The 22,872-nt window shown below is 74.5% G+C and carries 20 protein-coding genes and 1 riboswitch; of the genes, 5 read left to right on the top strand and 15 right to left on the bottom strand.

Translation table 11 applies throughout. The features are described from left to right. Positions 1-99: 99 nt before the first annotated feature. The 3 genes from Q0963_RS02970 to Q0963_RS02960 form a co-directional block, all read right to left on the bottom strand. Positions 100-1,209: a DUF4192 domain-containing protein gene (locus Q0963_RS02970; protein ID WP_299442231.1), complete on the bottom strand. Its 1,110-nt coding sequence runs from the start codon at positions 1,207-1,209 to the stop codon at positions 100-102. A gap of 99 nt (positions 1,210-1,308) precedes the next feature. Beyond that, positions 1,309-1,689: a YkvA family protein gene (locus Q0963_RS02965; protein WP_299442230.1), complete on the bottom strand. Its 381-nt coding sequence runs from the start codon at positions 1,687-1,689 to the stop codon at positions 1,309-1,311. A 79-nt stretch (positions 1,690-1,768) separates the two neighbouring features. Next, a complete protein-coding gene (locus Q0963_RS02960; RefSeq protein ID WP_299442229.1) occupies positions 1,769-2,509 on the bottom strand; it encodes an EcsC family protein in 741 nt (246 codons plus the stop codon). Positions 2,510-2,792: 283 nt separating this feature from the next. Between Q0963_RS02960 and Q0963_RS02955 the strand changes: the two genes are divergently transcribed. Further along, complete coding sequence (locus Q0963_RS02955; RefSeq protein ID WP_299442470.1) at positions 2,793-4,382, top strand: DNA polymerase; 1,590 nt, start codon at positions 2,793-2,795, stop codon at positions 4,380-4,382. 154 nt (positions 4,383-4,536) lie between these two features. Here the strand turns inward: Q0963_RS02955 and Q0963_RS02950 are convergent, their stop codons facing one another. From Q0963_RS02950 to Q0963_RS02930, 5 genes are all read right to left on the bottom strand, one after another. Further along, positions 4,537-5,448, bottom strand: coding sequence for a PAC2 family protein (locus tag Q0963_RS02950; protein ID WP_299442228.1), 912 nt, complete (start codon positions 5,446-5,448; stop codon positions 4,537-4,539). A gap of 78 nt (positions 5,449-5,526) precedes the next feature. Further along, entirely contained in the window at positions 5,527-9,366 is a 3,840-nt protein-coding gene (gene hrpA, locus Q0963_RS02945; RefSeq protein WP_299442227.1) for an ATP-dependent RNA helicase HrpA, read from the bottom strand. A 21-nt stretch (positions 9,367-9,387) separates the two neighbouring features. After that, positions 9,388-10,548 (bottom strand): hypothetical protein, encoded by a 1,161-nt coding sequence (locus tag Q0963_RS02940; protein WP_299442226.1) that lies wholly within the window; start codon positions 10,546-10,548, stop codon positions 9,388-9,390. Continuing rightward, a complete protein-coding gene (locus tag Q0963_RS02935) occupies positions 10,545-10,832 on the bottom strand; it encodes a hypothetical protein (RefSeq protein WP_299442225.1) in 288 nt (95 codons plus the stop codon). Before Q0963_RS02935 ends, Q0963_RS02940 begins: the two co-directional genes overlap by 4 nt. A 77-nt stretch (positions 10,833-10,909) precedes the next feature. After that, positions 10,910-12,277 carry a bifunctional o-acetylhomoserine/o-acetylserine sulfhydrylase gene (locus tag Q0963_RS02930; protein WP_299442224.1) on the bottom strand — a complete coding sequence of 456 codons (1,368 nt, stop codon included), beginning with the start codon at positions 12,275-12,277 and terminating at the stop codon, positions 10,910-10,912. A gap of 82 nt (positions 12,278-12,359) precedes the next feature. Beyond that, a riboswitch (SAM riboswitch) is annotated at positions 12,360-12,472 on the bottom strand. Between the two features lie 101 nt (positions 12,473-12,573). On the opposite strand from Q0963_RS02930, the gene mgrA reads away from it, so the two are divergent. Both mgrA and Q0963_RS02920 read left to right on the top strand, forming a co-directional pair. Beyond that, the gene (mgrA, locus tag Q0963_RS02925; RefSeq protein ID WP_299442223.1) at positions 12,574-13,620 is read left to right on the top strand and encodes an L-glyceraldehyde 3-phosphate reductase; all 1,047 of its coding nucleotides are present in this window, start codon (positions 12,574-12,576) and stop codon (positions 13,618-13,620) included. A gap of 13 nt (positions 13,621-13,633) precedes the next feature. Beyond that, positions 13,634-14,071: a nitroreductase family deazaflavin-dependent oxidoreductase gene (locus tag Q0963_RS02920; protein ID WP_299442221.1), complete on the top strand. Its 438-nt coding sequence runs from the start codon at positions 13,634-13,636 to the stop codon at positions 14,069-14,071. 40 nt (positions 14,072-14,111) lie between these two features. On the opposite strand, the gene Q0963_RS02915 is transcribed toward Q0963_RS02920, so the two are convergent. Together Q0963_RS02915 and Q0963_RS02910 are read right to left on the bottom strand one after the other, a co-directional pair. Continuing rightward, positions 14,112-14,549 carry a hypothetical protein gene (locus Q0963_RS02915; RefSeq protein ID WP_299442218.1) on the bottom strand — a complete coding sequence of 146 codons (438 nt, stop codon included), beginning with the start codon at positions 14,547-14,549 and terminating at the stop codon, positions 14,112-14,114. Next, entirely contained in the window at positions 14,542-14,904 is a 363-nt protein-coding gene (locus Q0963_RS02910; RefSeq protein ID WP_299442215.1) for a hypothetical protein, read from the bottom strand. The genes Q0963_RS02915 and Q0963_RS02910 overlap by 8 nt, the downstream gene beginning before the upstream one ends. Before the next feature lie 58 nt (positions 14,905-14,962). On the opposite strand from Q0963_RS02910, the gene Q0963_RS02905 reads away from it, so the two are divergent. Further along, on the top strand, positions 14,963-15,868 hold the full coding sequence (locus tag Q0963_RS02905) for an alpha/beta fold hydrolase (protein WP_299442212.1): 906 nt from the start codon (positions 14,963-14,965) through the stop codon (positions 15,866-15,868). A gap of 86 nt (positions 15,869-15,954) precedes the next feature. On the opposite strand, the gene rocD is transcribed toward Q0963_RS02905, so the two are convergent. The 5 genes from rocD to Q0963_RS02880 form a co-directional block, all read right to left on the bottom strand. Then, positions 15,955-17,160 carry an ornithine--oxo-acid transaminase gene (rocD, locus tag Q0963_RS02900; RefSeq protein ID WP_299442209.1) on the bottom strand — a complete coding sequence of 402 codons (1,206 nt, stop codon included), beginning with the start codon at positions 17,158-17,160 and terminating at the stop codon, positions 15,955-15,957. Positions 17,161-17,235: 75 nt separating this feature from the next. After that, complete coding sequence (locus Q0963_RS02895) at positions 17,236-18,369, bottom strand: patatin-like phospholipase family protein (RefSeq protein ID WP_299442206.1); 1,134 nt, start codon at positions 18,367-18,369, stop codon at positions 17,236-17,238. 128 nt (positions 18,370-18,497) lie between these two features. Next, positions 18,498-19,190, bottom strand: a complete 693-nt coding sequence (locus Q0963_RS02890) for a SprT-like domain-containing protein (RefSeq protein ID WP_299442203.1) — start codon at positions 19,188-19,190, stop codon at positions 18,498-18,500. A 198-nt stretch (positions 19,191-19,388) separates the two neighbouring features. Further along, positions 19,389-19,973 (bottom strand): hypothetical protein, encoded by a 585-nt coding sequence (locus Q0963_RS02885; protein WP_299442200.1) that lies wholly within the window; start codon positions 19,971-19,973, stop codon positions 19,389-19,391. Between the two features lie 314 nt (positions 19,974-20,287). Continuing rightward, a complete protein-coding gene (locus Q0963_RS02880; protein WP_299442197.1) occupies positions 20,288-20,995 on the bottom strand; it encodes a DUF6318 family protein in 708 nt (235 codons plus the stop codon). A 114-nt stretch (positions 20,996-21,109) separates the two neighbouring features. Here Q0963_RS02880 and Q0963_RS02875 point away from each other — a divergent pair, with 114 nt between their 5' ends. Beyond that, positions 21,110-22,831, top strand: coding sequence for an MFS transporter (locus Q0963_RS02875; protein ID WP_299442194.1), 1,722 nt, complete (start codon positions 21,110-21,112; stop codon positions 22,829-22,831). Positions 22,832-22,872 lie beyond the last annotated feature (41 nt).

Genomic DNA, 22,872 nt, shown 5'->3' with positions numbered 1-22,872 from the left:
CAGTCCGAACGCCCGCAACGCCCTCCCCCGCCCCGGCCCCGCCACGGCCCCGCAGTCACCCTCTCAGTCATCCTCGCGAGACCCCCCGATGGCCGCCGCTCAGCCCGCCCGGCCCCAGGACCCCGGCGGCGCAACGGTGCTCGGGCGGACCCCCCGGGAGACGACCTGATCGAGCAGCCCCGCCAGCCGGTACCCGGGAGCGAGCCGCAGGGCCCGGTCGAGCGCCGACCGGGCGAGCGCGCCGTCACCGTCGGACCAGGCCACCTGGGCGGCGACGGTGCACACGGCCGCGGCATCGTCGGGCCGGGTGTCGGGCACGGCCCGGCACAGCCCGAGCAGGACCTCGACCAGGTGCCGGCGCTCCCCCGGGTCGCTGTTGCCGGCCGGCCACCGGCCCATGCCGGCCCAACGCGGCAGCCGCCGGTCGAGGAGGGCCAGCACCGTCGGGTCAAGGGTGTCGCGCTCGAGCAGCCCCGGGACGAGCCAGGCGATGAGGGCGTCACGGAAGGGGATGTCGGCCAGCGAGGCCGCGGCGAGGGCCATCGGCCCGGGGCGCCCCGGCAGCCCCGGGGGGTCCGGCACCACCCGGCGGTCCCCGGGCCGGGGGCCGAGGACGGTGGCCCAGGCCCGGGCCGCGGCGCGCCGGCCCGAGCGCGCCCCCGCAGGGCCGGTCGGACCGCCGGGCCCGCGGGGGTCGGGGCCCGGGCCGGAGGCGGGGTCGGCCGCGACGAGTGCGTCGAGGGCGGCGCGGTCGGGCAGCGGCGCCACCCCCAGCGCGACGAACTCGGCGACCCCGGGCACCTCGTCGGCGGACGGGACCGGGACACCGCCCGGCGGGCAGCAGGGTTCGGCGCAGGTCGGCGAGTACCGGCGGCCGTCGCGGACCACGGCGACCTCGACCACGTCCGCGCCGTGCGACTCGAGCTCCTCGACGAGGGCGAGCAGCAGGGGGACGCACTCGTCGGGCTCGTCCTCGAACCCGACGGCGATGACGCGCTCGGCGCCCTCACGGCGCAGCGGCCCCACGACGGCGTCGACCATCCGCCGCGGCACCTCGGGCCCGGGCGGCAGGTCGACGCGGGCGATGAGGCCGAAGCGGCGGCCGTGGAGGGCGACGAGCACGACGCTGCGTCGCGGGTGGTACCCGAGCTGGTACGGAAGGACGGCGAGCACGTCGCCGCAGTCGCGGAGGCTGATCGATGTGGTCATGCCCCCACGCTGGCCGCCGGCGGCCCGGCCCGGAACGGCCCGGCGGCGATCTGTGGACGGCGCGGCCGCCAGGCGGCGCCTGTGGACGACGGTGCGGGGTCAGTCCACGACGTCGGAGCGGACGGTCTGCGGCGCGTTCGGGCCCCGCCCCTGGGCGGCCTCCCAGTCGAGGAACCGCTCGGTCTCCTCGACGAGGGTCGTCGCCACCCAGCCGAGGACCATCGCGTCGTCCGCGAGGCCGAGGATGCCGAGGATCCCCTCGGGCAGCAGGTCGATCGGCGACACGACGTACGCGGCGCCGGCGGCGACGAGCCCGAGCTTCATCATCGAGGTCCCGGTGTAGTCCCCGGCGCGGACGGCGGCGAGGAGCCGGGGCAGCGCGGTGGCGCGGTCCCCCAGCGACGGCCCGCCGGCGCGGGTCGCGAGCCGGACGGCGCGTCCGAGGGCGCCGACGTAGGCGAGTGTGCGGGCTGTGGCCATGGGTTCTCCTCCTGGTCCGGCGGGGGCTGCCGTGTCGTCAACGAGCGGGGCGGTGCTGCTGTTTCCGGGGCCCGACGGGTCAGGCGGGGCCGATCTGCCCGGCGACCCGCGGGAACTCGCGGCGGGCGTCGACGGCGACCCGGCGGAGCATCACGATGTCGACGCCCGCCCCGATGACGCCGCCGAGGACCGGGACGCCCCGGCCGAACCGGGCGAGGACGCTCTTGCCGGAGCTCGCGACGAGCTTGAAGAACACGCCCTTCTTGACGACCATCGTCGCCGGGCCGGGGAGGCGCTGCGCGGCGAGGTCGATGAGCCGGCCGCTGACGGGCGTCGCGATGCGGGCCTTGCTGAGCAGGTCGTCGGCGTCGGCCCCCATGAGGGTGAGCAGGACGGCGGTGCGCACCTGCGGCTGGGCGATGTCGTGGCCGCGCACCTTGGCGATGGCGGCGGTCATCCGCGTCGCGAGCGCGTAGAACGCGACGACGTTGGTGGGCAGCGCAACGGGCAGGGTCACGAAGCCGCCGAGGCCGGTGACGAAGCCCTCGGCTCCCGCCCGGGTCGTGTGCGAGCGGACGATGGACTCGACCGCCTTCTCGACGTCGCCGTCGGCCGAGCGCAGGGCGGAGTCGGCGACCTTGGCCGCCGAGGCGAACGGGCCCCGGCCGTCGATGCCGAGCTCGAGGATGGTGTCGACGACGCGCACGGCCTGGGCGGCGAGCACCCCGTCGTCACCGGGCGCGTCCTCCGCGCGTTCCAGGGCGGTGCGGGTGTCGCGGACCGCGTCCGTGCCGCGGCGACCTCGGTCGAGCAGTCCCACGTGGTTCCTCCAGCATCGGTCGGGGCGAGGCCAGGTCGGCCCGCACGGTCTCCGGCACTCGTCATCCTGCCACGCGGGGGTCCGCCACCCGGGGCCCCGGTGCAGGCCGCCGGGTCGCGCCGTGCCGGTGCCGGACCGGCGTCCCGGTGACGGGCCCGCCCCGTAGCCTGCTGCTGTGCTCGGAGCCGACGTCGCGGTCCTCGTCGCGGGCCCGGGCCACCACGGGACCCGGCCCGTGGCGCTGCTCCATGACGGCGAGGTCCGTACCGGCGCGGGCTCCGACATGGCGCACGCGGTCGCCGAGGTGGAGGCCGCGCACCGCCCCCGCTGGGTGTGGTGGGCCGCGCAGGACGCCGCCGAGGCCGTCGCCGCCCGGGTGCATCTGGCGCGCGCCTGGGACGTCGCCGAGGCGCACCGGCTGCTCCACGGTGGCGTGGAGGCCGGTCCCGGGCTCGCGTGGGCCGCGGCGCACGGGCTGGCCCCAGACACCGTCCCCGCCGCGCCCACCGGCGACCTCTTCGACCTCGTGGCAGCCCCGGACCTGCCGGCCGACGACGTCCTCGTCGACGCGGCGGGACACCTGCGCGCCGACCACGCCCGCTGGACCGAGGACCCGACCCACCTGCGCGCCTGGGCCGAGGCCGCACTGGCCACCGCGCGCCGGCAGCTCGATGCCGCGTCGCGCGTCTCACCGCGGCTCGCCGCCACCGTGGCGTCGGAGTCGGCGGCGGCCCTGCTGTGCCTGGAGCTCGAACGCGACGGGCTCCCCCTCGACCGCGCCCGCACCGAGCAGCTCGTCGCCGAGGCCGCCGGGCCGCGCTCGGCCACCGACGCCGACGATGCCGCGGCCCGGCGGGCCCGCGACGCCCTCGTGCTCCGGCACCTGCCGGGGCGGGAGCACCTCGACCTGCGCAACCCGGCGCAGGTCAAGGACATGCTCGCCGCCGTCGGGGTCGACGTGCCCTCGACCCGCAAGTGGGTGCTCGAGCCGTACCGCGACGTCCATCCCGTCGTCGGCGCCCTGCTCACCTGGCGGCGCGACGAGCGGATCGCCACGACGTACGGCTACCGGTGGCTCGACGCCCACGTCGGCCCCGACGACCGGCTGCGCGGCCGGTGGACCGCCTGCGACGGCGCGGCCGGGCGGATGACCGCCGAGAACGGCCTGCACAACCTCCCGGCCGTGCTGCGCCCCGGGGTCGCGGCCCATCCCGGGCACGTGCTCGTGCGGGCCGACCTCGGCCAGATCGAGCCGCGGGTCCTGGCCGTCGTCTCGGGTGACGCCGCGTTCGCCGCGGCCACCCGCGCCGACGACCTGTACGCCCCGGTGGCGCAGCGGCTCGGGGTCGAGCGGGCGGTCGCGAAGATCGCCGTCCTCGCGGCGATGTACGGCCAGCGCAGCGGTGCCGCGGGCGAGGCGCTCAAGGGGCTGGAGGCCGCCTACCCCGTCGCGATGGGGCTGCTCGACCGGGCCTACGCCAGCGGCCGGCGGGGCGAGCCGCTGCGCACGTACGGCGGGCGGCTCGTGCGCACCGGGCGGGTCCTGGCCGCCCGGCCACCGGGCGCGGACCCGGCGCTCGACGCCGCCCGGGGGCGCTTCGCCCGCAACGCCGTCATCCAGGGGTCGGCGGCCGAGCTGTTCAAGGCGTGGGCGGCCACGGTGCGGGCCACCGTGCGCGACCTCGACGCCGCCGTCGTGCTCTGCCTCCACGACGAGCTGCTGCTGCACGTGCCGCAGGAGCACGCGCAGGAGGCGGCGGCGCGGGTCGACCTCGCGCTCACCGACGCGGCACGCCGCTGGTCCGGGGGCGCGCCGGTGCGGTTCGTCGCCGACACCTCGGTCATCGCCCGCTGGTCCGACGCCAAGGACTGAGCTCCGCAGGGCTGCGGGATTATCGGGTCACCCGAGAAAGCAGCTCTTCCCCCGAGAAGACTTCCGGGGTGAAGCGCCGGGTTATCGGGGCACCCGAGAATGCCGTCGTCCCGCGAGGAGCGGCGGGGCGGCCGGGCGAGGCGTCGTGCGTCGGTCAGTCGTCGTCGGAGACGGTGCGCAGGAAGTCCTCGAAGTCGGCCCCGAGCTCGTCGGCCGACGGGATCTGGGACGCCTCGGTGGCGAGCAGGCTGGGACGCTGCTTGCCCTCGACGAACGCGTCGTACTGCTGCTCGAGGGCGGTGATGACCTGGCGGGCCTCGTCGCTGTCGTCGACCTCGGCGGCGATCGCCTGCTGGTTGACCCGGGCCCGCGTGACGAGGTCGTCGTTCGGCAGGTTGAGCCCGGTCGCGTCGACGACCGCGTTGAGCGCGGCGAGCGCGCCCTCGGCCCACTCGGCGTTCGCGAGGTAGTGCGGGACGTGGATGGCGAAGCCCAGGGCCTGCTGCCCCGCCTCGCCGAGCCGCAGCTCGAGCAGGGCACCGAACGCGCCCGGCACCTGCACCCGGCCGAACGGCGACTGGGCGTCACCGATGAGCGCCTCGTCGGTGGCGTGCGCCGTCATCCCGACCGGGCGGGTGTGCGGCACGCCCATCGGGATGCCGTGGGTCGTCACGACCATCGAGATCTCGAGGGTCGCCATGACCTCGCGGATGGCCTCGACGAGCCGCTCCCACTGGTAGTCGGGCTCGGGGCCGGTGAGCACGTAGTACGTCTGCCCGTCGCGGTCGGTGAGCCGGTGCAGCACCATGGCGGGGTCGTCGTACTCGACCCAGCGGTTGGTGTCGAAGACCATCGCGGGGCGGCGGCCCCGGTAGTCGAGCAGCTGGTCGACGTCGAAGGACGCGACGACCTCGGGGTCGCCGGTCTCGAGGAGGTGGCTCCCCAGGATCTGCTGGATCTGACCGGCGTCGATGAACCCGCCGAGCAGCACGAGCAGGACGCCCGGCCGGGGGGTGCCCAGGTCGGCGTCGCTCTCGAGGCGGTACAGGTCGGTCGGGTGGTGCACGGCTCCAGCCTTTCACGGGGATGTTCCTGCCAGGGGAACGTCGGGGAGGGGCCCGAGGATTCCCCCGGCCGCTCCGGCTCAGGACGCGGCGGCCTCGGCGATGGCTCGCCGCACCCGCTTCTCGGAGACCGGGTAGGCGGTGCCCAGGGTCTGCGCGAACAGCCCGACGCGCAGCTCCTCGATCATCCAGGCGATGTCGACGACCTCGGGCGCGGCGCGACCCACGGCGGGCAGCGCGTCGAGCAGGTCCGCGTAGGCGCTCTCGACGGCATCGACCTGCTCCTGCAGCACCGGCTCGCGCCCGTTCGTCGCCGCGCGTTCGAGCCGGTGCTGGGCGGCCCGCAGGTACCGCTGCAGGTCCCGGAGCCGGCCCACCCCGGTGGCGGCGACGAACCCGGGCCGGACGAGGCCGTCCAGCTGGGCCCGCACGTCGGCCCGGGCCGCAGCCGTGGCCGCCGCCGCGGCGCCGCGGTCGAGGGCGTCGAGGGTGCGGCGGACCTGGGCCGCCAGGACGAGCACCGGCTCGACCGCCTCGACGACGCCGAGGACCCGGGTGGCCGAGTGCGTGCGGACGGCGGCGAGCGCGGCGTCGAAGTCCGCCCGGTTGCGGACGGGCCCGGTGACGTGCTCGGCGACGATGGCGTCGACGGCGGCGTCGAGGCAGTCCTGCAGCAGCGCCGGCACCGAGCCGTGCGGGTTGTCGGCGAGCGCGAGCTTCTGGGCGTTGCTGAGCCGGGCGAGCACCCGCTTCCACGGCGCGGTCGTCGTGAGGAGCAGCAGCCGGCGGACCCCGGCGCGGTGTGCGGCGGCGGCCGAGCCCGCGTCCGGCAGCACCCGTAGCGACACCGACTCCCCCGCGTCGACGAGCGCCGGGTAGCCGAGCACCGTCTGGCCGCCCACCCGGCCCTCGAAGGTCTCGGGGACCGTGTCGAGATCCCAGTCGGTGAGGCCGGTCCGCTCGAGGGAGGCCCCGGCCTTCGACATGCCCTCGCGCACCGCTCCCCCGGCCTGCTCGCGCAGCGCCTCGAGGTCCTTGCCGGCCGCGACGACCCGGCCGCCCGGCCGCTCGACCGAGAACGTGATGCGCAGATGGCCGGGCACCCGCGCGAGGTCGAACTCCTGCGGGTCCACGGCGACCCCGGTGCGCTGCCGCAGCACCCGGGCGAGCTCCTCGGTCAACGGCCCGCGCGCTGGGTCGGCCTCGCGCAGTGCGGCACTCGCGTGGTCCGGAGCGGGGACGAAGTGCCGGCGCGTCGCCTTGGGCAGCGAGCGGATGAGCGCCACCGCGAGCTCGTCGCGCAGGCCCGGCACCTGCCAGTCGAAGCCGGCCGGGGTGAGCCGGTTGAGGACCGCGACGGGGACGTGCACGGTGACCCCGTCCGCCGCCTGGCCGGGCGCGAACTGGTAGGTGACGTCGAGCTCGAGGTCGCCCTGCCGCCAGGTGCGGGGGTAGTCGGTGGCCGAGACGTCGTCCCCCGCGTCGGAGGTCAGCAGGTCCTCGGTGAGGGTCAGCAGGTCGGGGTCGCGGCGCCGTTCCCCGCGCCACCACCGGTCGAAGTGCCGTTCGCTGACGACGTCGGCCGGGATCCGGTCGTCGTAGAACGCGTACACGACCTCGTCGTCGACGACGATGTCGCGGCGGCGGGCCCGCTCCTCGAGCTCGGCGACGCGTTCGAGGGTGCGCCGGTTCGCCGCCCAGAAGTCGTGGCGCGGGTCCCAGTCGCCCTCGACGAGGGCGGACCGGATGAAGATGTCGCGGCTCGCCTCCGGGTCGATCCGGGCGTACTGGACGGTGCGGTCGGTGACGAGCGGGACGCCGTAGAGCGTGACCCGCTCGGTGGCGACGGCCGCGCCGGCCTTCTTGCTCCAGCGGGGCTCGCTGACGGTCCGGGTGACGACGTGCGCGCCGACCTCCTCGGCCCAGGCGGGGTCGATGACGGCGACGGTGCGGGCCCAGAGCCGGGAGGTCTCGACGAGCTCGGCGGCGACGACGAACTCCGGCTTCTTGCGGAACAGGGCCGAGCCGGGGTTGATGCCGAACCGGGCGCCGCGGGCTCCGAGGTACTCGCGTTTCACCTCGTCGCGGACCCCGACGTGCGAGAGCAGCCCCGCGAGCAGCGCCTTGTGGATGGTGTCCCAGTCGGGGTCGGCGTCCGGGGCCGCGGTCGCCTGGTCCGGGTCGATCCGCGCGGACCGCGCCGCCCGGCGCAGCTGGGCGTGCAGGTCCTGCCACTCGCGGATGCGCAGGTAGTGCAGGTACCCGGCGCGGCACATCCGGCGGAAGGCGCTGCCCGACAGCTCCTTCTGCCGGCCCTTGAGGTAGCGCCAGAGGGTGAGCAGCGAGGCGAAGTCGGAGCGCTCGTCCTTGAACCGGGCGTGGCTCTGCGCGGCCTGGGCCTCCTTGTCGGCGGGCCGCTCGCGCGGGTCCTGGATCGACAGGGCCGCGACGAGGACGAGGACCTCCCGGGTGCAGCCGAGCCGGCCGGCCTCGACGACCATCCGCGCGAGCCGCGGGTCCAGCGGCATCCGGGCCAGGATCCGCCCCGTCGGGGTGAGCCGGCGCCCGCGGCCCCGGTGCCGGCCAGCCCCGCGCTCCTCGGTGGAGAACGCGCCGAGCTCCTCGAGCAGCCGCACCCCGTCGGCCACCTGGCGGGCGTCGGGCGGGTCGACGAACGGGAACCGGGCGACGTCGCCGAGGCCGAGCGCGGTCATCTGGAGGATGACCGACGCCAGCGAGGTGCGCTGGATCTCGGGCTCGGTGAACTCCGGGCGCGCGTCGTGGTCCTCCTCGGAGTACAGCCGGATGCAGACGCCGGGGGCGACGCGGCCGCAACGCCCGGCGCGCTGGGCGGCGCTGGCCCGGCTGACCGGCTCGATGGGGAGGCGCTGGACCTTGGTGCGCTGGCTGTAGCGGGAGATGCGGGCCGTGCCGGTGTCGACGACGTACCCGACGCCCGGGACCGTCAGGGACGTCTCGGCCACGTTCGTCGCGAGCACGATGCGGCGGCCGCTGCCCCGGCGGAACACCCGGTGCTGCTCGGCGGCCGACAGCCGGGCGAAGAGCGGCAGCACCTCGGTGTTCGGGAGCTTCAGCGCGGTCAGGGCGTCGGCGGCGTCGCGGATCTCGCGCTCCCCCGAGAAGAACACGAGGATGTCGGTGGCGTCCGGGCTCGGCGGGGCCTCGGTCCACAGCTCCTCGACGGCCTCCACGACCCCGGTGACCTGCTCCTTCTCGGCGACGACGTGCCGGCCGTCGGCGTCCAGCTCGACGAGGGGCCGGTAGCGCATCTCGACCGGGTAGGTGCGCCCCGAGACCTCGAGCACCGGGACGGTCCGGACGACCTCACCGCGCTCGTCGGTGGCGAAGTGCTGGGCGAACCGGGCGGGGTCGATGGTCGCCGACGTGACGATGACCTTGAGGTCGGGCCGGCGCGGCAGCAGCTGCTTGAGGTAGCCGAGGATGAAGTCGATGTTGAGGCTGCGCTCATGGGCCTCGTCGATGACGATCGTGTCGTAGCGCCGCAGGTCGCGGTCCCGCTGCATCTCGTTGAGAAGGATGCCGTCGGTCATCACCTTGACCCGGGTCGCGTCGCTGCTGTGGTCGCCGAAGCGCACCTGGTAGCCGATGACGCCGCCGAGCTCGACGTCCATCTCCTCGGCGATCCGCTCGGCCACCGAGCGGGCGGCGATGCGCCGCGGCTGGGTGTGCCCGATCTGCGCGCCGTCCCCGCCCCGGCCCAGCTCGAGGCACATCTTCGGCAGCTGGGTCGTCTTGCCCGAGCCGGTCTCGCCCGCGATGACGACGACCTGGTGGTCGCGGATCGCGGCGAGGATGTCGTCGCGGCGGGCCACGACCGGCAGGTGCTCGGGGTAGTGCAGGTCCACCGGCGCGAGCGCGGCAGTGGGCGGGGCGGGCATGGCGGACAGGATAGGTGGCGGTCAGCGGCCACCCCAGCCCCGCTCCCGCACGGGCGGGGCGTGCGGTGCCGCCCGGGCCGCCGCCTGCAGGGCCACCCCGCCGGCGTACATCCGCGCGGTGGACGGCCCACCGGCGGACACGAGCGACAGCTCGCCCCGCACCCGGTCGAGCCGGGCCCGGGCGGCCGACCGCACCGCGCCGCGCGCCCGCTCGGCGACCGAGCCCGGGACGCGGGGGGCGGGACCACCCAGCAGGGCGCTGGCGGTGCCCCGATCGGGTGGCACCGTGAACCGGGCGCGGGTGGCGGCGATGCGCCGCCGTGCCGTGGCCGCCATCCCGGCGACGAGACGCTCCTGCGCCGTGAGCCCGGCCGCCACGACGGTGCCGTCGGCGCGCCGCACGGCGCCGGTGGTGGCTCCCGCCCGCAGGCTGTCTCCGGCGAACCCCGTGGCGGCGAGCCCGGCACCGGCCGCGACGTCGGCCCAGCGGCCCTCGCCGTAGCCGACGAGCAGCCCCGTGTCGGCCACGGTGCCGGCGGCGTCGCCCACGACGCCGAGCGCCGACAGCGACGGCGCCCAGCGACCGAACGCCGCCAGGGCCCCGACCCCGTGCCCGGCCCGGCTCGTGGCGCGCAGCCCCCGGTAGACGGCACCGTCGGCGAGCCCGTCGTCGGCGAGCGCCCGCAGCACCGCCGCGCAGCGCCGGTCGGCGGCCTCGAGGCGGTGCAGCGCCCCGCGATGGCGGGCCTCGGCGGTGACCATCGCGGCGGTCGCCTCACGTTGGAGCGCCCGGACGAGGAGCAGCTCGGGCGAGGACTCGTCGCGGCCGGCGGCGGCCAGCGCGTAGGCGCGGTCCTCGAGGACGACGACGGTGCGGTGGGCCTCGGCGTGCTCCTCGACGCACCGACCGGCCACGGCCTGCTCGGCCTCGAGCACGTCGGCGTACTCGCGCAGGGGTGGCGCGGCGGCGCGGTGCCGTCGCGCGGCGCGGTCGAGCAGGCCAGGCACCTCGCCGATGCGCGCCGCGAAGGCCGACCCCGCCGGGCCGTCCCAGACGGCACCGTCGCGGAGCCGGACGAGGTCGGCGCAGGCCGCCGCCAGGCGCTGCCCGGTGGCCTCGACGGCGTCGGCCACGGCCCGCACGCCCGGGGCGGACCCGGGGACCGGCGGCAGGCCGATCACCGCGGCCCGCCCCCGAGGCTGCGCGACAGCCCGGCCTCGGTGTCGAGGTACAGGCCGCCCGCGTCGACCGTGGCGTCCGCCAGCCCGGCGAGGGACTCCGCGAGGACGAGGCGGGCGTGCCGCCAGCCGCCGAGCAGCTCCTCGAGCGCCGGGCCCACCGCCCCGGGCCCGAGCGCCCACCGGTCAGCCGCCGGGTCGCCCGTCAGCGCGAGCGACTCGGCGACGTCGGCGAGCGCGGCCCCCGTGGCGAGGACCGTCTCGGCGTCGACCCGGTACGTCGTCATGGCGGCCACGCTAGGCCGACCCCGCCGACGGGCCGCGGGGTTTTCCACAGGGCCGGCCGGGCCGGCGCGGTGCTCCGCTAGGCGTCGGAGCCGACGAGCTCGGGGGTCGAGTCCGCAGGGGCCCCGGCACCGAGCGCGGCCGCGAAGCCGAGGTCGAGGTCGTCGATGATGTCCTCGACCGTCTCGATGCCCACCGCGAGCCGGACGAGCCCGGGGGTGACCCCGGCGGCGAGCCGGTCGTCGTCGCCACCCTGGCTGTGGGTCGTCGAGGCGGGGTGGATGGCCAGCGAGCGCACGTCCCCGATGTTCGCGACGTGGCTGTGCAGGCTCAGCCCCTCGACGAACGCCCGCCCGGCCGCGATGCCACCACGGATCTCGAAGGCGAGGACGGCGCCGGCGCCGAGCGGGACGTACTTGTCGGCGAGCGCCTTGTCCGGGCTGCTGTCGAGGGAGGCCCACCGCACCGACTCCACCTGCGGGTGCTGCTCGAGGTAGGTCGCGACCCGCCGGGCGTTCTCGATGTGCCGCTCCACGCGCAGGCTGAGGGTCTCCAGCCCCTGCGAGATGAGGAAGGCGTTGAACGGGCTGATCGCCGACCCGAGGTCGCGCAGCAGCTGCACCCGCGCCTTCAGGATGTACGAGAGGTTCGCCCCGAACGGGCTGCCGACGCCGAGGTCGGGGCCGTACCGCAGCCCGTGGTAGCTCTCGTCCGGGGTGTTGTAGTTCGGGAACCGCTCGGGGTCCTTGGTGTAGTCGAACGTGCCGCCGTCGACGATGACGCCGGCGATCGAGGTGCCGTGCCCGCCGAGGTACTTCGTGGCGGAGTGGATGACGACGTCGGCGCCCCACTCCAGCGGACGCAGCAGGTACGGGGTCGCGATCGTGTTGTCGACGACGAGCGGGACGCCCACCTCGTGCGCGACGGCCGCGACGGCCTCGATGTCGAGCAGCTCGGCCTTGGGGTTGGCGATCGTCTCGCCGAAGAAGGCCTTGGTGTTGGGGCGCACCGCGGCCCGCCACGCCTCGGGGTCGGCGTGGTCCTCGACGAAGGTCACCTCGACGCCGAGCTTGGCGAAGGTGTACTTGAGCAGGTTGACGGTACCGCCGTAGAGCGCGGCGCTGGACACGATGTGGTCGCCGGCCTCGGCGATGTTGAGCAGCCCGAGCGTCGTCGCCGCCTGACCCGACGAGACGAGCAGTGCCGCGACGCCACCCTCCAGGGCCGCGACCCGCTGCTCGACCGCGTCCTGGGTCGGGTTCATGATCCGGGTGTAGATGTTGCCGAACTCCTTGAGCGCGAACAGGTTCTCGGCGTGCGCGGTGTCGTTGAAGACGTAGGAGGTCGTCTGGTAGATGGGCAGGGCGCGAGCGCCGGTGGCGCTGTCGGGCTGCTGGCCGGCGTGCACCTGCCGGGTCTCGAAACCCCACTGGGACGGGTCGCTCATGGTGTCGCTCCAAACTTCGTTGGTGCGTCCAGCCGTGCGGCCGAACGCACGCGGACGTGTGTTCGGCGGGGTACCGGGGGGTCTCCCGCGCTTGCGGGCGGCAGGAGCCGCTCGCCTGGTCCTCACCCGGGGCACCCCACCGCGGAGGAGGGTTGCCGGCCAGCGAGCCGGGGCTTGACGCTGGCGCTCATGACCTGGCTCCATGATGCGCGACGCCGTGCCCCTCGCGCCTACCCCGTCTCACCCACCGAACTCCCCCGCCACCGTACGCGCCGCCCGGCGGGCAGGATGAGCGCATGACCTTCCACGCCGACGAGTACAAGGCCGCCGCGGGCCGCTACCGCGCCGGGATGCCCTACCGCCGCACCGGCCGCTCCGGGCTCGACCTGCCCGCCATCTCCCTCGGGCTCTGGCACAACTTCGGCGACGACGTGCCGCTGGAGCGCCAGCAGGCGACGCTGCGGCGCGCCTTCGACCGCGGGGTGACGCACTTCGACCTTGCGAACAACTACGGGCCGCCCTACGGCAGCGCCGAGCGGAACTTCGGCGCGATCTTCGCCCGCGACTTCCGCCCGTACCGCGACGAGCTGGTCATCAGCTCCAAGGCCGGCTACGACATGTGGCCCGGCCCCTACGGCCAGGGCGGCGGGTCGCGCAAGTACATCACCGCCTCGTGCGACCAGTCGCTGCAGCGGATGGGGCTCGACTACGTCGACATCTTCTACAGCCACCGCTTCGACGAGACGACCCCGCTCGAGGAGACGATGGGCGCGCTGGACTCGCTCGTGCGCGCCGGCAAGGCGCTCTACGTCGGCATCTCGTCCTACTCCGGGCCCCGGACCCGGGAGGCCGTCGAGATCCTCCGCGCGCTGGGCACCCCGCTGCTCATCCACCAGCCGTCGTACTCGATGCTCAACCGGTGGATCGAGGAGGACCTGCTCGACGTGCTCGGGGTCGAGGGCGTGGGCTGCATCGCGTTCTCCCCGCTCGCCCAGGGCATGCTGACGAACAAGTACCTCAAGGGCATCCCCGAGGGCTCGCGCGCCGCGCAGGGCAAGTCGCTCGACCCCGAGCTGCTCACCGAGACCTCGCTCAAGCACGTGCGGGCGCTCGACCGGATGGCGAAGGCGCGGGGGCAGTCCCTGGCGCAGATGGCCCTCGCCTGGGCGCTGCGCGACCCGCGGGTCACCTCCGTGCTCATCGGGGCGTCCTCGGTCGAACAGCTCGACAACAGCCTGGACGCGGTGCAGAACCTGTCGTTCACCGACGCCGAGCTCGCGAAGATCGACAAGCACGCGGTCGACGGGGGCATCAACCTGTGGAAGACCTCGAGCGACCACTGAGTTACACCTCGTCATGAGCGAGAAATACATCCCGAGCCCCAGTACCTGGGTGCGCGAGCAGGTCCAGCAGATCGAGGCCGAGGGCACGACCCGCGCGGTGTCCGTGATGGACCGCCCCGTCGTCCTGCTGACGATGCGGGGCGCGAAGACGGGCGCCGTCCGGAAGGTCCCGCTGATGCGGGTCGAGCACGACGGCGTCTACGCGGCCGTCGCGAGCAAGGGCGGCGCCCCCGAGCATCCGCAGTGGTACGCCAACCTCCAGGCGAACCCGCGGATCCGGCTGCAGGACGGCACCGAGTCGTGGGACGCGACCGCCCGCGAGGTCACCGGCGAGGAGCGCGAGCAGTGGTGGGAGCGGTGCGTCGCCGCCTACCCGCCGTACGCCGAGTACCAGACCAAGACCGACCGGCTCATCCCGGTCCTCGTCCTCGAGCCCACCGCCGACCGGTGACCTGACCGCAAGCGTCCCTGACCGGGACCGGCCGCCGGGCTCAGCTCTCGGACGCTCGCGAGTCCGTGTCGCGCGCGAGCGCCGAGTGCTCGAGCCGGCGGAACCACAGCAGGCCCAGGACGGGCAGGACGAGCGGCACGAACCCGTAGCCCTGGCCGAAGTGCGACCACACCGTCTTGTCGGGGAAGGCCGCGGGCACGAGGAACGACGCCAGTCCCACGACGAGCACGCCGACGAGCTCGACGGCGCACGCGACGATGCCGACCCGCACCCAGCGGCCCCCGCGGGCGAGGCACCACGTGGCGAGGATGTAGACGACCGCGGCGAACGCCGACAGCAGGTACGCGAGCGGCGCCCGCTCGAAGTACTCGGAGATCTGCAGCACCGAGCGCCCGGTCGCGGCGAGCGCGAGCACGCCGTACACGACGACGAGCAGGACGCCGGGGCCCCCGAGGGCGCGGCGGGAGGCGTCAGCCATAGGACACCCAGATCTGCAGGAGGCGTGCGGTCATGACGGCGACGGCGAAGGCCCCGACCGCGACCGCGCCCATCGCCCACCGGGACTTCTCCTTGATGGCGAGGAAGGCCGTCCCCACCGGGATCACCGGCAGGCTCACGAGGTAGGCGACGAAGGTGGCGCGCTCGGCCGAGTCGGTGATGTGGCCGAGGTCGAGCAGCCCGCCGACGAGCAGCACGACCAGGCCGAGCTCGACGAGACCCGCGAGGAGCAGGAGCAGGTCGTCGATGAGGCGGTCGCGGACGGCGTACCAGATGGCCACGACGCACAGGATGGCCGACGCCCCGACGACGGCGTACGTCAGCGGCTCGATCACGCGCTCACCCTAACCGCGGGGTCCGGGCCGGCCGGAGCCCGGGTGCGAGACTTCCTCCATGACCACCGCACAGCTCGGCGACGTCGAGATCGCCTACGAGGTCGACGGCCCGGAGGACGGCGAGCCGATGCTGCTGCTCATGGGGCTCGGCACCCAGCTCGTCGCGTGGCCGGCGGACGTCGTCGACGGGCTGGCCGAGCACGGCTACCGGGTCATCCGACTCGACAACCGGGACATCGGCCTGTCCTCCCGCACCGAGAGCCCGCCGCCCACCCGCGGTGACGTCATGCGCGCGTTCGTCCACCGTCGCGCCGCGCGCCCCGACTACCTGCTCTCGGACATGGCCGAGGACGCCGTCGCGCTGCTCGACCACCTGGACGTCGCGCAGGCTCACGTCGTCGGGGTGTCGATGGGCGGGATGATCGCCCAGCAGCTGACCATCGACCATCCGGAGCGGGTGCGGACGCTCACCTCGATCATGTCGAACACGGGCAACCGGCGGAGCGGCACCGTGTCGCTGCGGCTGCTGCCCACCATGGCGCTGTCGCTGACGACCCCGCGGCCCACCGACGAGGAGGAGGCGGTGCGCCTGGGCGTCGAGGGCTGGCGGCTCATCGCCGGGCCGCACTTCGACGAGGACGAGATCGAGGAGCAGGTGCGGTACGCGGTCGCGCGCAGCACGAGCCCGATCGGGGCGGTGCGCCAGCTGCTCGCCATCCTCGGCAGCCCGGACCGGACGGAGGCCCTGCGCCGGGTCGACGTGCCGACCCTCGTCATCCACGGCCTCGCCGACCCCCTGGTTTCCTGGAGCGGCGGCGTCGCGACAGCGCGGGCGGTGCCGGGCTCCCGGCTGCTGCTGTTCCCCGACATGGGCCACGACCTGCCGAAGCCGCGGCGCGCCGAGATCGTCGAGGCGATCGCCCGCAACGCCGCCCGCGCGGCGATCCACCCGGCCGCGGACTGACGCTCGGGCGCACGACGGCCGCCGGGCCCGGCTGGGGCTCGGCGGGGCGTCGGTCAGTGCAGGGAGTCGGTCAGTGCAGGAGTCGGTCAGTGCAGGGAGTCGGCGACGGCGTCGACGAGCAGACGGATCTCGTCCTCGGTGATGACGAGCGGCGGCGCGAGCCGGATCGTCGACCCGTGCGTGTCCTTGGCGAGGACGCCCCGCTCCATGAGGCGCTCGCTCATCGTCCGCCCGCTCGGCCCACCGGGCTCGATGTCGAGCCCGGCCCACAGCCCGCGCACCCGGATGGCCGCCAGGCCGTTCCCGACGAGCGGGCGCAGCCCGGCCTCGAGCAGCGCCCCGGCGTCGGCGGCCCGGCGCTGGAACTCGCCCTCGGCGAGCATCGTGACGACCTCGTGGCCGATGGCCGCCGCGAGCGGGTTGCCACCGAACGTCGAGCCGTGCGAGCCGGGCGTCACGACGTCGAGCACCGCGTGGTCCGCGGCGATGGCGGACACCGGGTAGAGGCCACCGCCGAGGGCCTTGCCCATGACGTAGATGTCGGGGACGACGTCCTCGTGGTCACACGCGAAGGTGCGCCCGGTGCGGGCCAGGCCGGACTGGATCTCGTCCGCGATCATGAGGATCCCGGCCTCGTCGCAGATGGCGCGGACCTCGCGCAGGAAGCCCTCGGGCGGGATGACGACCCCGCCCTCGCCCTGGATCGGCTCGAGCAGGACCGCGACGGTCGTGTCGGTGATGGCGGCGCGGACCGACTCGGCGTCGCCGTACGTCACGGCACCGAAGCCGGGGGTGTACGGGCCGTACTCGTCGCGCGCGACCTTGTCGTCGGAGAAGCTGACGATGGTCGTCGTGCGGCCGTGGAAGTTGCCCTCCATGACGATGATGTCGGCCTCGCCCTCGGGGACGCCCTTGACCCGGTACCCCCACTTGCGGGCGACCTTCAGGGCGGTCTCGACGGCCTCGGCACCGGTGTTCATCGGGAGGATGACCTCCTTGCCGGTGAGCTGGGCGAGGCTCTCGGCGAACGGGCCGAGGGTGTCGTTGAAGAACGCCCGGCTCGTCAGGGTGAGGCGGTCGAGCTGCGCGTGGGCCCGGGCGAGGAGCCGCGGGTGGCCGTGCCCGAAGTTGAGCGCCGAGTAGCCGGCGAGGCAGTCGAGGTAGCGGCGGCCCTCGACGTCGGTCACCCAGGCGCCCTCGCCGTGGCTGAGGACGACGGGCAGCGGGTGGTAGTTGTGGGCGGCGTACCGCTCCGTCAGCTCGATGTGGGCGGCGGAGTCGAGCGTGCTCATTCGGTCCTGATCCTGCCGGGTCTCGGTCATCGTCATCCTCCTTCTCGGTGCCGCGACTCTAACGAGTCCGGGCGGTCAGTCATTCCACAGGCCGGCGATGCGCGGCGCGATGCGCCGCCCGTGCTCGCGGGCCCGGTCCAGGACGGTCGACCCGCGCGTCGTGTCGAGCGGGTTGGCGCCCATCGCCCACAGGTCCTTGGCGTCCGGGACGACGACCTGGGACTTGCTGTGGCGGCGCAGCGCCCACGCCTGGACCCGCGGCAGCTCGTAGACCTGACCGCCGACGGGGTAGGGCGCGAGGACGAGGACGCGGGCGTGGCCGGCGGCGAGGTCGACGTTCGCGATGGAGCGCAGGCCGCCGTCGACGTAGTGGCGACCGGCGATCTCGACCGCGGGGAACACCCCGGGGACGGCGCAGCTGGCGGCGACGGCCCGCTCGAGGGGGACCCCGCCGGAGCCGTCGAAGACGACCGACGTGCCGGTCTCGGCGTCGACGGCGGTGATGAGGAGGCGGCCCTCGGGCCACTCCCGGCCGACGAGCCCGAAGCCGACGGTGTCGAGCCACTCCTCCTCGGTCGCCGTCGTGGCCGACAGCGCGGCCCGGCTGACGATGGCCCGACCGTCGCGGGGGTCGCGGCTCAGCTGGGCTCGCAGGTAGCGGCCGGCGTCGGTGGGTCGCAGCCGCCCCACCTCGGTCATCGGGGCACCCTGCCGGACGAGGTCGAAGGCCTCGTCGTCGGTGCCGAGACGCAGGTGGGCGGCGACCATCGAGCCGGCCGACGTGCCGATCATGGTGTCGGCGTTGCGGATGTCGATGCCGGCGTCCCGCAGGCCGAGGACGATGCCCGCCTCCCACGCGATGCCGGTGACCCCACCGCCGGCGAAGACGACGGCGCGGTCGAGGGTGACCTCAGGCCGCTGCCAGTCGGCGAAGACGCTGGAGGCGCCGTCGACGTACCGGGTCGGCGCGCCGTCGGGGGTGCCGAACCCGTCTGCCTCCGGGCCCGCCTGCTGGACTTCGGTGCCGGTCGTCGCCGGCTCCGTCGAGGTCTCCTGGGCGTCCGCGACCGCCTCGTCTGCGTCCCCGCCCCCCTCGTAGGCGTTCGCGACCGCCGACTCCGCGTCTGCGATCCGCGTCAACGACGTCGCCGCGTGCTCCGGGGTCGCTGGATCCGTCGAGGTCCGGCCCTGCTCGGTCGATTCAGTCACCCCTCGATTGTCCGGCCTGCCGGAGGGGCTCATGACCGTCCCGGGGGTGAGTGTGCTCACCCCCGCCGCATCCCACGCCGGACCCCCCCCCGGCCGACACGGCGTCGTTTCAGGCCGCGTCGCCCCGATCAGGCTGCGTCGCCGCCGGTCAGGACGCGGACCAGCTCGAGCGGGACGCTGACGAGGTCGTCCCCCACCCGCACCTGGCACCGGGTGGCACCGACGAGCTCGACCTCACCGGCACGCCCCTGCCATGGCCCGTCCGCCACCTCGACGTGGTCGCCGAGCCGGGGCGGGACGACGGCCCGGGCGGACACCTCGGTGCGCCTGAGCGCGGCGAGCTCGGCGGCGTGCGACGGGGGCAACGTGGCCGGACTGCCGCGGTAGCTCCACGTGAAGAGGTGCTGCGGGTCGAAGCGTCGTGAGCAGCGCCCGCACGACATGAGGCGGGTCGGGGCCCGGTGGCGGGTGCGCTCGTGCCCGGCCCGGCAGCGACCGACCCAGTCGCCCGGCACCCGCGGTGAGTCGGGCGAGACACAGCGCTCACCGCTGCACCCGATGCGCCGCGCGGTGGCCCGCCACACCTCGTCGTGCCCGTGCGCCGGCCCGACGAGGGCGTGGGCGATCTCGTGGAGCAGGGTGTCGCGGACCTCGTCCTCGGAGTGCAGCCGGGTCAGCGGCCCGCTGATCCCGATCTGACGGGGCCCGAAGCGGCACACCCCGGCCCGGGTCTTGGCCCGGTCGGCGACGACGGTCCACCCGTGGAGGTTGTGCTCGTGCAGCAGCCGCCGACCCATGGCGAGCGCGTGTTGCACGTCCATCCGGCACCTCCTGAGCCCTGCCCGCGTCGCGGCCGTGCGCCGATCGACGTCTGCGACAACCGTAGGCGCAGCCACCGACAGAGGCGGGGCGACGCACCGACCGCGCGGCCCACCTGGGGACAACCGAGGGCAGCGCCCCGCCCTGTGGACGAGGCGGGCGCTGCGGCCCGGCGACGCCGTGGCGCCCGGTGCGGGCGCTCAGTTGGTGTAGAGCCTCGACCGCGCCTCGCGCACGCTCAGGGTCACCGGCTCCCCCGGCAACGCCACCTGCCCGGGGATGTCGATCCAGCCGCTGCCGCCGACCCGGAACTGCCCGGTGTAGACGATGTCGGCCCGCACCTCGTGCTCCCCCGGCGAGGTGTAGGTGTGGACCACCGAGCCGTCCGGGTGCGGACCGCCCAGGTCGGTGGTCGGGCCGATGGTCCGCTCCCCGAGGTGGTACGTGACGCTCTTCAGCCGGGGCCGCACTTCGACCGCGTAGCCCAGCAGCCGCGCAGGGTCGGGTCGATCCACCTCGTCGGGGCCGAAGCCGTCGTCGGGGAAGACCACCTCGAAGTACGTCGGCAGGTTGACGAGCGTGACGTCACCCTCGGGCTGGATGTTGACCGACGCCACCGTGAAGTCGGTGTCGTGGAAGGCCTCCCGGATCATGGCCATCGTCAGCGTCCTGCCCGCGCCGGGCACCTGGTCCGGCCAGCACGTCAGGTCCACGGGCTGCCACTGACCCGGTGGACCCGCGAGCGGGGTGCCGTCCGCCTCGACGAGCCGCCGGAACACGGCCACAGCCGGGCCGTCCCCGCCGCCGGATGCGATCCGGCACAGGCCCCAGGACTGCGGACACAGGTTGCCCGCGTCCCGGTCCCCCGGTTTCGGGTTCCCGCACACGGACACCGCGGCGTAGTCGTGGAACGGTCCCTTCGCGACGACATTCCTGAAATAGCTGCGCCCCAGTGCTTCCAGGTCCTCACGGGTCGCCGTCCGCACCACAGATCCGGCATCCGACAGATTCCCCATGGCACCTCCCCCCGGAGGCTCATCAGCACCGACCGCCGGAGCGCTGAGCCCGAGGACGACCGCCGCGATAAGCGAGATGGCTCTCATTCGGACGCCTCGATCCCAAGGACCCTCCAACCCTCGCCCGACCACTTCAGAGCAGCGTTTGCCCGCGCATCACCCCTCTGGTCGCCACCAACACGATTCCCATTGGCATCCACAATGTCTGCCCCGTGCTGGGTGAACTCCACGTACAAGTAGGCCTCATTGCCTGGAGCACCGGCAAAGGGTTCCGCCTTCTCGAGGGTGAGGGGCGCGCGCTCGTACCTTTGACTCTGATCAGCCAATCGGCGCGCCGTCGTCTCCGACTTGGCGCAGAACTGGCAGTCAGGGTCGCTGAGGGATGCGATCAGGCCGGGGCGCGGCTCGGTCCAAGCCACGTTGAACTGCTCGAAGAAGTACTTGACGAAGGCTTCGGCGCCGGCGTCGGTCTGCTGTCTGGCTGCGGCGGGGATGTCGGGGCCGCTCGGGCTGGGGCTCGGCGAGGGCGAGGCGGACGGCGACGCGCTCACCGACATGCTGGGCGTCGCATCGGGGCTCGGCGTCGGGGCGGTGGGCGAGCCGCCGGACGCGCTGCAGCCCGCGACCACGACAACCCCGAGCACCCCCACGACGCCCAGCCGGAACCGGTGACCGTGCCCCATCGAAACCTCCCCGGCCACCCCCGTGGCGACCCCCGTCGGAACCACGCTAGCCAAAGCCGCGGAAACCGCCAGCCGAGTTATCCACAGGCGGGTGATCTCGCAGGTCAACGGCGGTCCGACGGCCCAGGATCGGCATGGCCCGATCAGGCTATGGACGGGGTCATTTCCGCGCCGGATGATCCATTGACGACGGCGCAGTCGTGCGGCGCAGAGGGGGCCCAGTTGGCGGTCGAGACCGAACCTCCGGCATCACGCTCGAGCGGCGCGCGCAACGCGGTACGCGACGCGTGGTCCTCCCTGCGCTCGGTCTTCCTCAACCCCGCCCTGCGTCGCATCCAGCTCGCCCTCGCGGGGTCGATGGTCGGCGACTGGGCCTACTCCACGGCGGTCATCGTCTGGGCGTACGGCGTGGGCGGGGCCAAGCTGATCGGCATCTGGAGCGCCGTCCGGCTCCTCATGATGGCCGTCGCGGCACCTCTGGGCGCGACCCTCGCAGACCGCTTCCCCCGCAAGCTCGTGCTCATCGCCTCCGACGTCACCCGGGCGGTCCTCGTCCTCGTCGCCACCGCCATGCTCGTCGCCGACGCACCCACACTGGCCATCCTCGTCGTCGCGACCCTGGTGTCCCTCGTCGGCTGCGTGTTCCGCCCCGCGCAGATGGCGTGGCTGCCCTCGCTCACCGACAAGCCGGAGGAGCTGGCGGCCGCCAACGGGGCGTCGAGCACGATCGAGAGCCTCGCGTTCTTCCTCGGCCCGGCCCTGGGCGCCCTGCTCATCGCGACGACCAGCGTCGAGGTCGTCTTCGTCCTCAACGCCCTGACGTTCCTGTGGTCGGCCTTCCTCATCACCGGGATCCATCCGGTCGCCTCGGCATGCCCCACCGACGAGACCGACGAGACCACCCGGACCGAGGGAGCCGACAGCGACGCCCCGCCCCCCGAGGGGATGCTCCGCGAGATGGCCGGGGGCTTCGTCCACATCGCCAAGGACCGCGACCTCACCATGGTCGCGTTCCTCGTCAGCACCCAGACGATCGTGGCCGGCGCCTCGGTGGTGTTCGGGGTCGTCTTCGCGGTCGAGATCCTCGGCACCGGCCCCGAAGGCGTCGGCATCATCGACTCGGCCTTCGGGGTGGGTGCCATCGTCGGCGGGTTCGTCGCCATCGCCCGCGCCGCGAAGAACCGGATCGCCAGCGACCTCGCCCTCGGCACCGCGCTGTGGTCGCTCCCGCTGCTGCTCGTCGTCGCATTCCCCTCACCCGTCACCGTGTTCGCGGCCGTCATCCTCCTCGGCTTCGGCAACCCACTCGTCGACGTCAACTTCGTGACGATCGTCCAGCGCCTCGCCCCCGACCACGTCCTCGGCCGGGTCTTCGGCGCGTACGAGGGCGTCCTCATCGCGACGATGGCCCTCGGCGCCGTCGTCACCCCCCTGCTCCTGGACGGCTTCGGCATCCGGTGGACGATGCTCGTCCTCGCCCTGGTCGTCGGGCTGCCGGCCCTGCTCTCCCTCCCCCGCTGCCTGCGCCTCGACGCGACCCTCCAGCCGCCCGAGCACCTCGACCTGCTGCGGGGCATCCCGATCTTCGCCCCGCTCGCCCCCGGCGCCCTGGAGGGCCTGGCCCGCGGGCTCGGCCGCCGGCACGTGGCACGTGGCACCCAGGTCATCGGCACCGGCGAGGAGTCGGACCTCTTCTTCATCATCGAGGGCGGCCGCGTCCAGGTCACCCAGGACGGCACGGTGCTGCGCGAGGAGGGCCCGGGCGAGTTCTTCGGCGAGATCGGCCTGCTCCGCGACGCGCCCCGCAGCGCGACGATCACCGCCGTCGAGGACACCGACCTGCTCACCATGACCCGCGAGGACTTCCTCGCGGCGGTCCGCGGCGCCGAAGAGTCGATGGCGGCGGCCAACGAGGTCGTCCTCCGCAGGCTGGGGCGCGCATGAGGGCGAGCGGCCCGGCGAGCGGCGCAGCTAGGCGGGTTTGA

The sequence above is a fragment of the uncultured Phycicoccus sp. genome (genome assembly GCF_947495705.1).
Classification (GTDB): Bacteria; Actinomycetota; Actinomycetes; order Actinomycetales; family Dermatophilaceae; genus Phycicoccus.
The sequence above is the reverse complement of the archived record's forward strand: the minus strand, read 5'-3'. Positions and strand labels throughout refer to the sequence as shown.

Coding starts and splice junctions, on each gene's coding strand:
- Q0963_RS02890 (WP_299442203.1), bottom strand. CDS start 19,190: ATGGACGTGCAACACGCGCTCGCCATGGGTCGGCGGCTGCTGCACGAG.
- Q0963_RS02935 (WP_299442225.1), bottom strand. CDS start 10,832: ATGACGACGTACCGGGTCGACGCCGAGACGGTCCTCGCCACGGGGGCC.
- Q0963_RS02905 (WP_299442212.1), top strand. CDS start 14,963: ATGACCACCGCACAGCTCGGCGACGTCGAGATCGCCTACGAGGTCGAC.
- rocD (WP_299442209.1), bottom strand. CDS start 17,160: ATGAGCACGCTCGACTCCGCCGCCCACATCGAGCTGACGGAGCGGTAC.
- Q0963_RS02915 (WP_299442218.1), bottom strand. CDS start 14,549: ATGGCTGACGCCTCCCGCCGCGCCCTCGGGGGCCCCGGCGTCCTGCTC.
- Q0963_RS02930 (WP_299442224.1), bottom strand. CDS start 12,277: ATGAGCGACCCGTCCCAGTGGGGTTTCGAGACCCGGCAGGTGCACGCC.
- Q0963_RS02965 (WP_299442230.1), bottom strand. CDS start 1,689: ATGGCCACAGCCCGCACACTCGCCTACGTCGGCGCCCTCGGACGCGCC.
- Q0963_RS02955 (WP_299442470.1), top strand. CDS start 2,793: ATGGCGCACGCGGTCGCCGAGGTGGAGGCCGCGCACCGCCCCCGCTGG.
- hrpA (WP_299442227.1), bottom strand. CDS start 9,366: ATGCCCGCCCCGCCCACTGCCGCGCTCGCGCCGGTGGACCTGCACTAC.
- Q0963_RS02970 (WP_299442231.1), bottom strand. CDS start 1,209: ATGACCACATCGATCAGCCTCCGCGACTGCGGCGACGTGCTCGCCGTC.
- Q0963_RS02920 (WP_299442221.1), top strand. CDS start 13,634: ATGAGCGAGAAATACATCCCGAGCCCCAGTACCTGGGTGCGCGAGCAG.
- mgrA (WP_299442223.1), top strand. CDS start 12,574: ATGACCTTCCACGCCGACGAGTACAAGGCCGCCGCGGGCCGCTACCGC.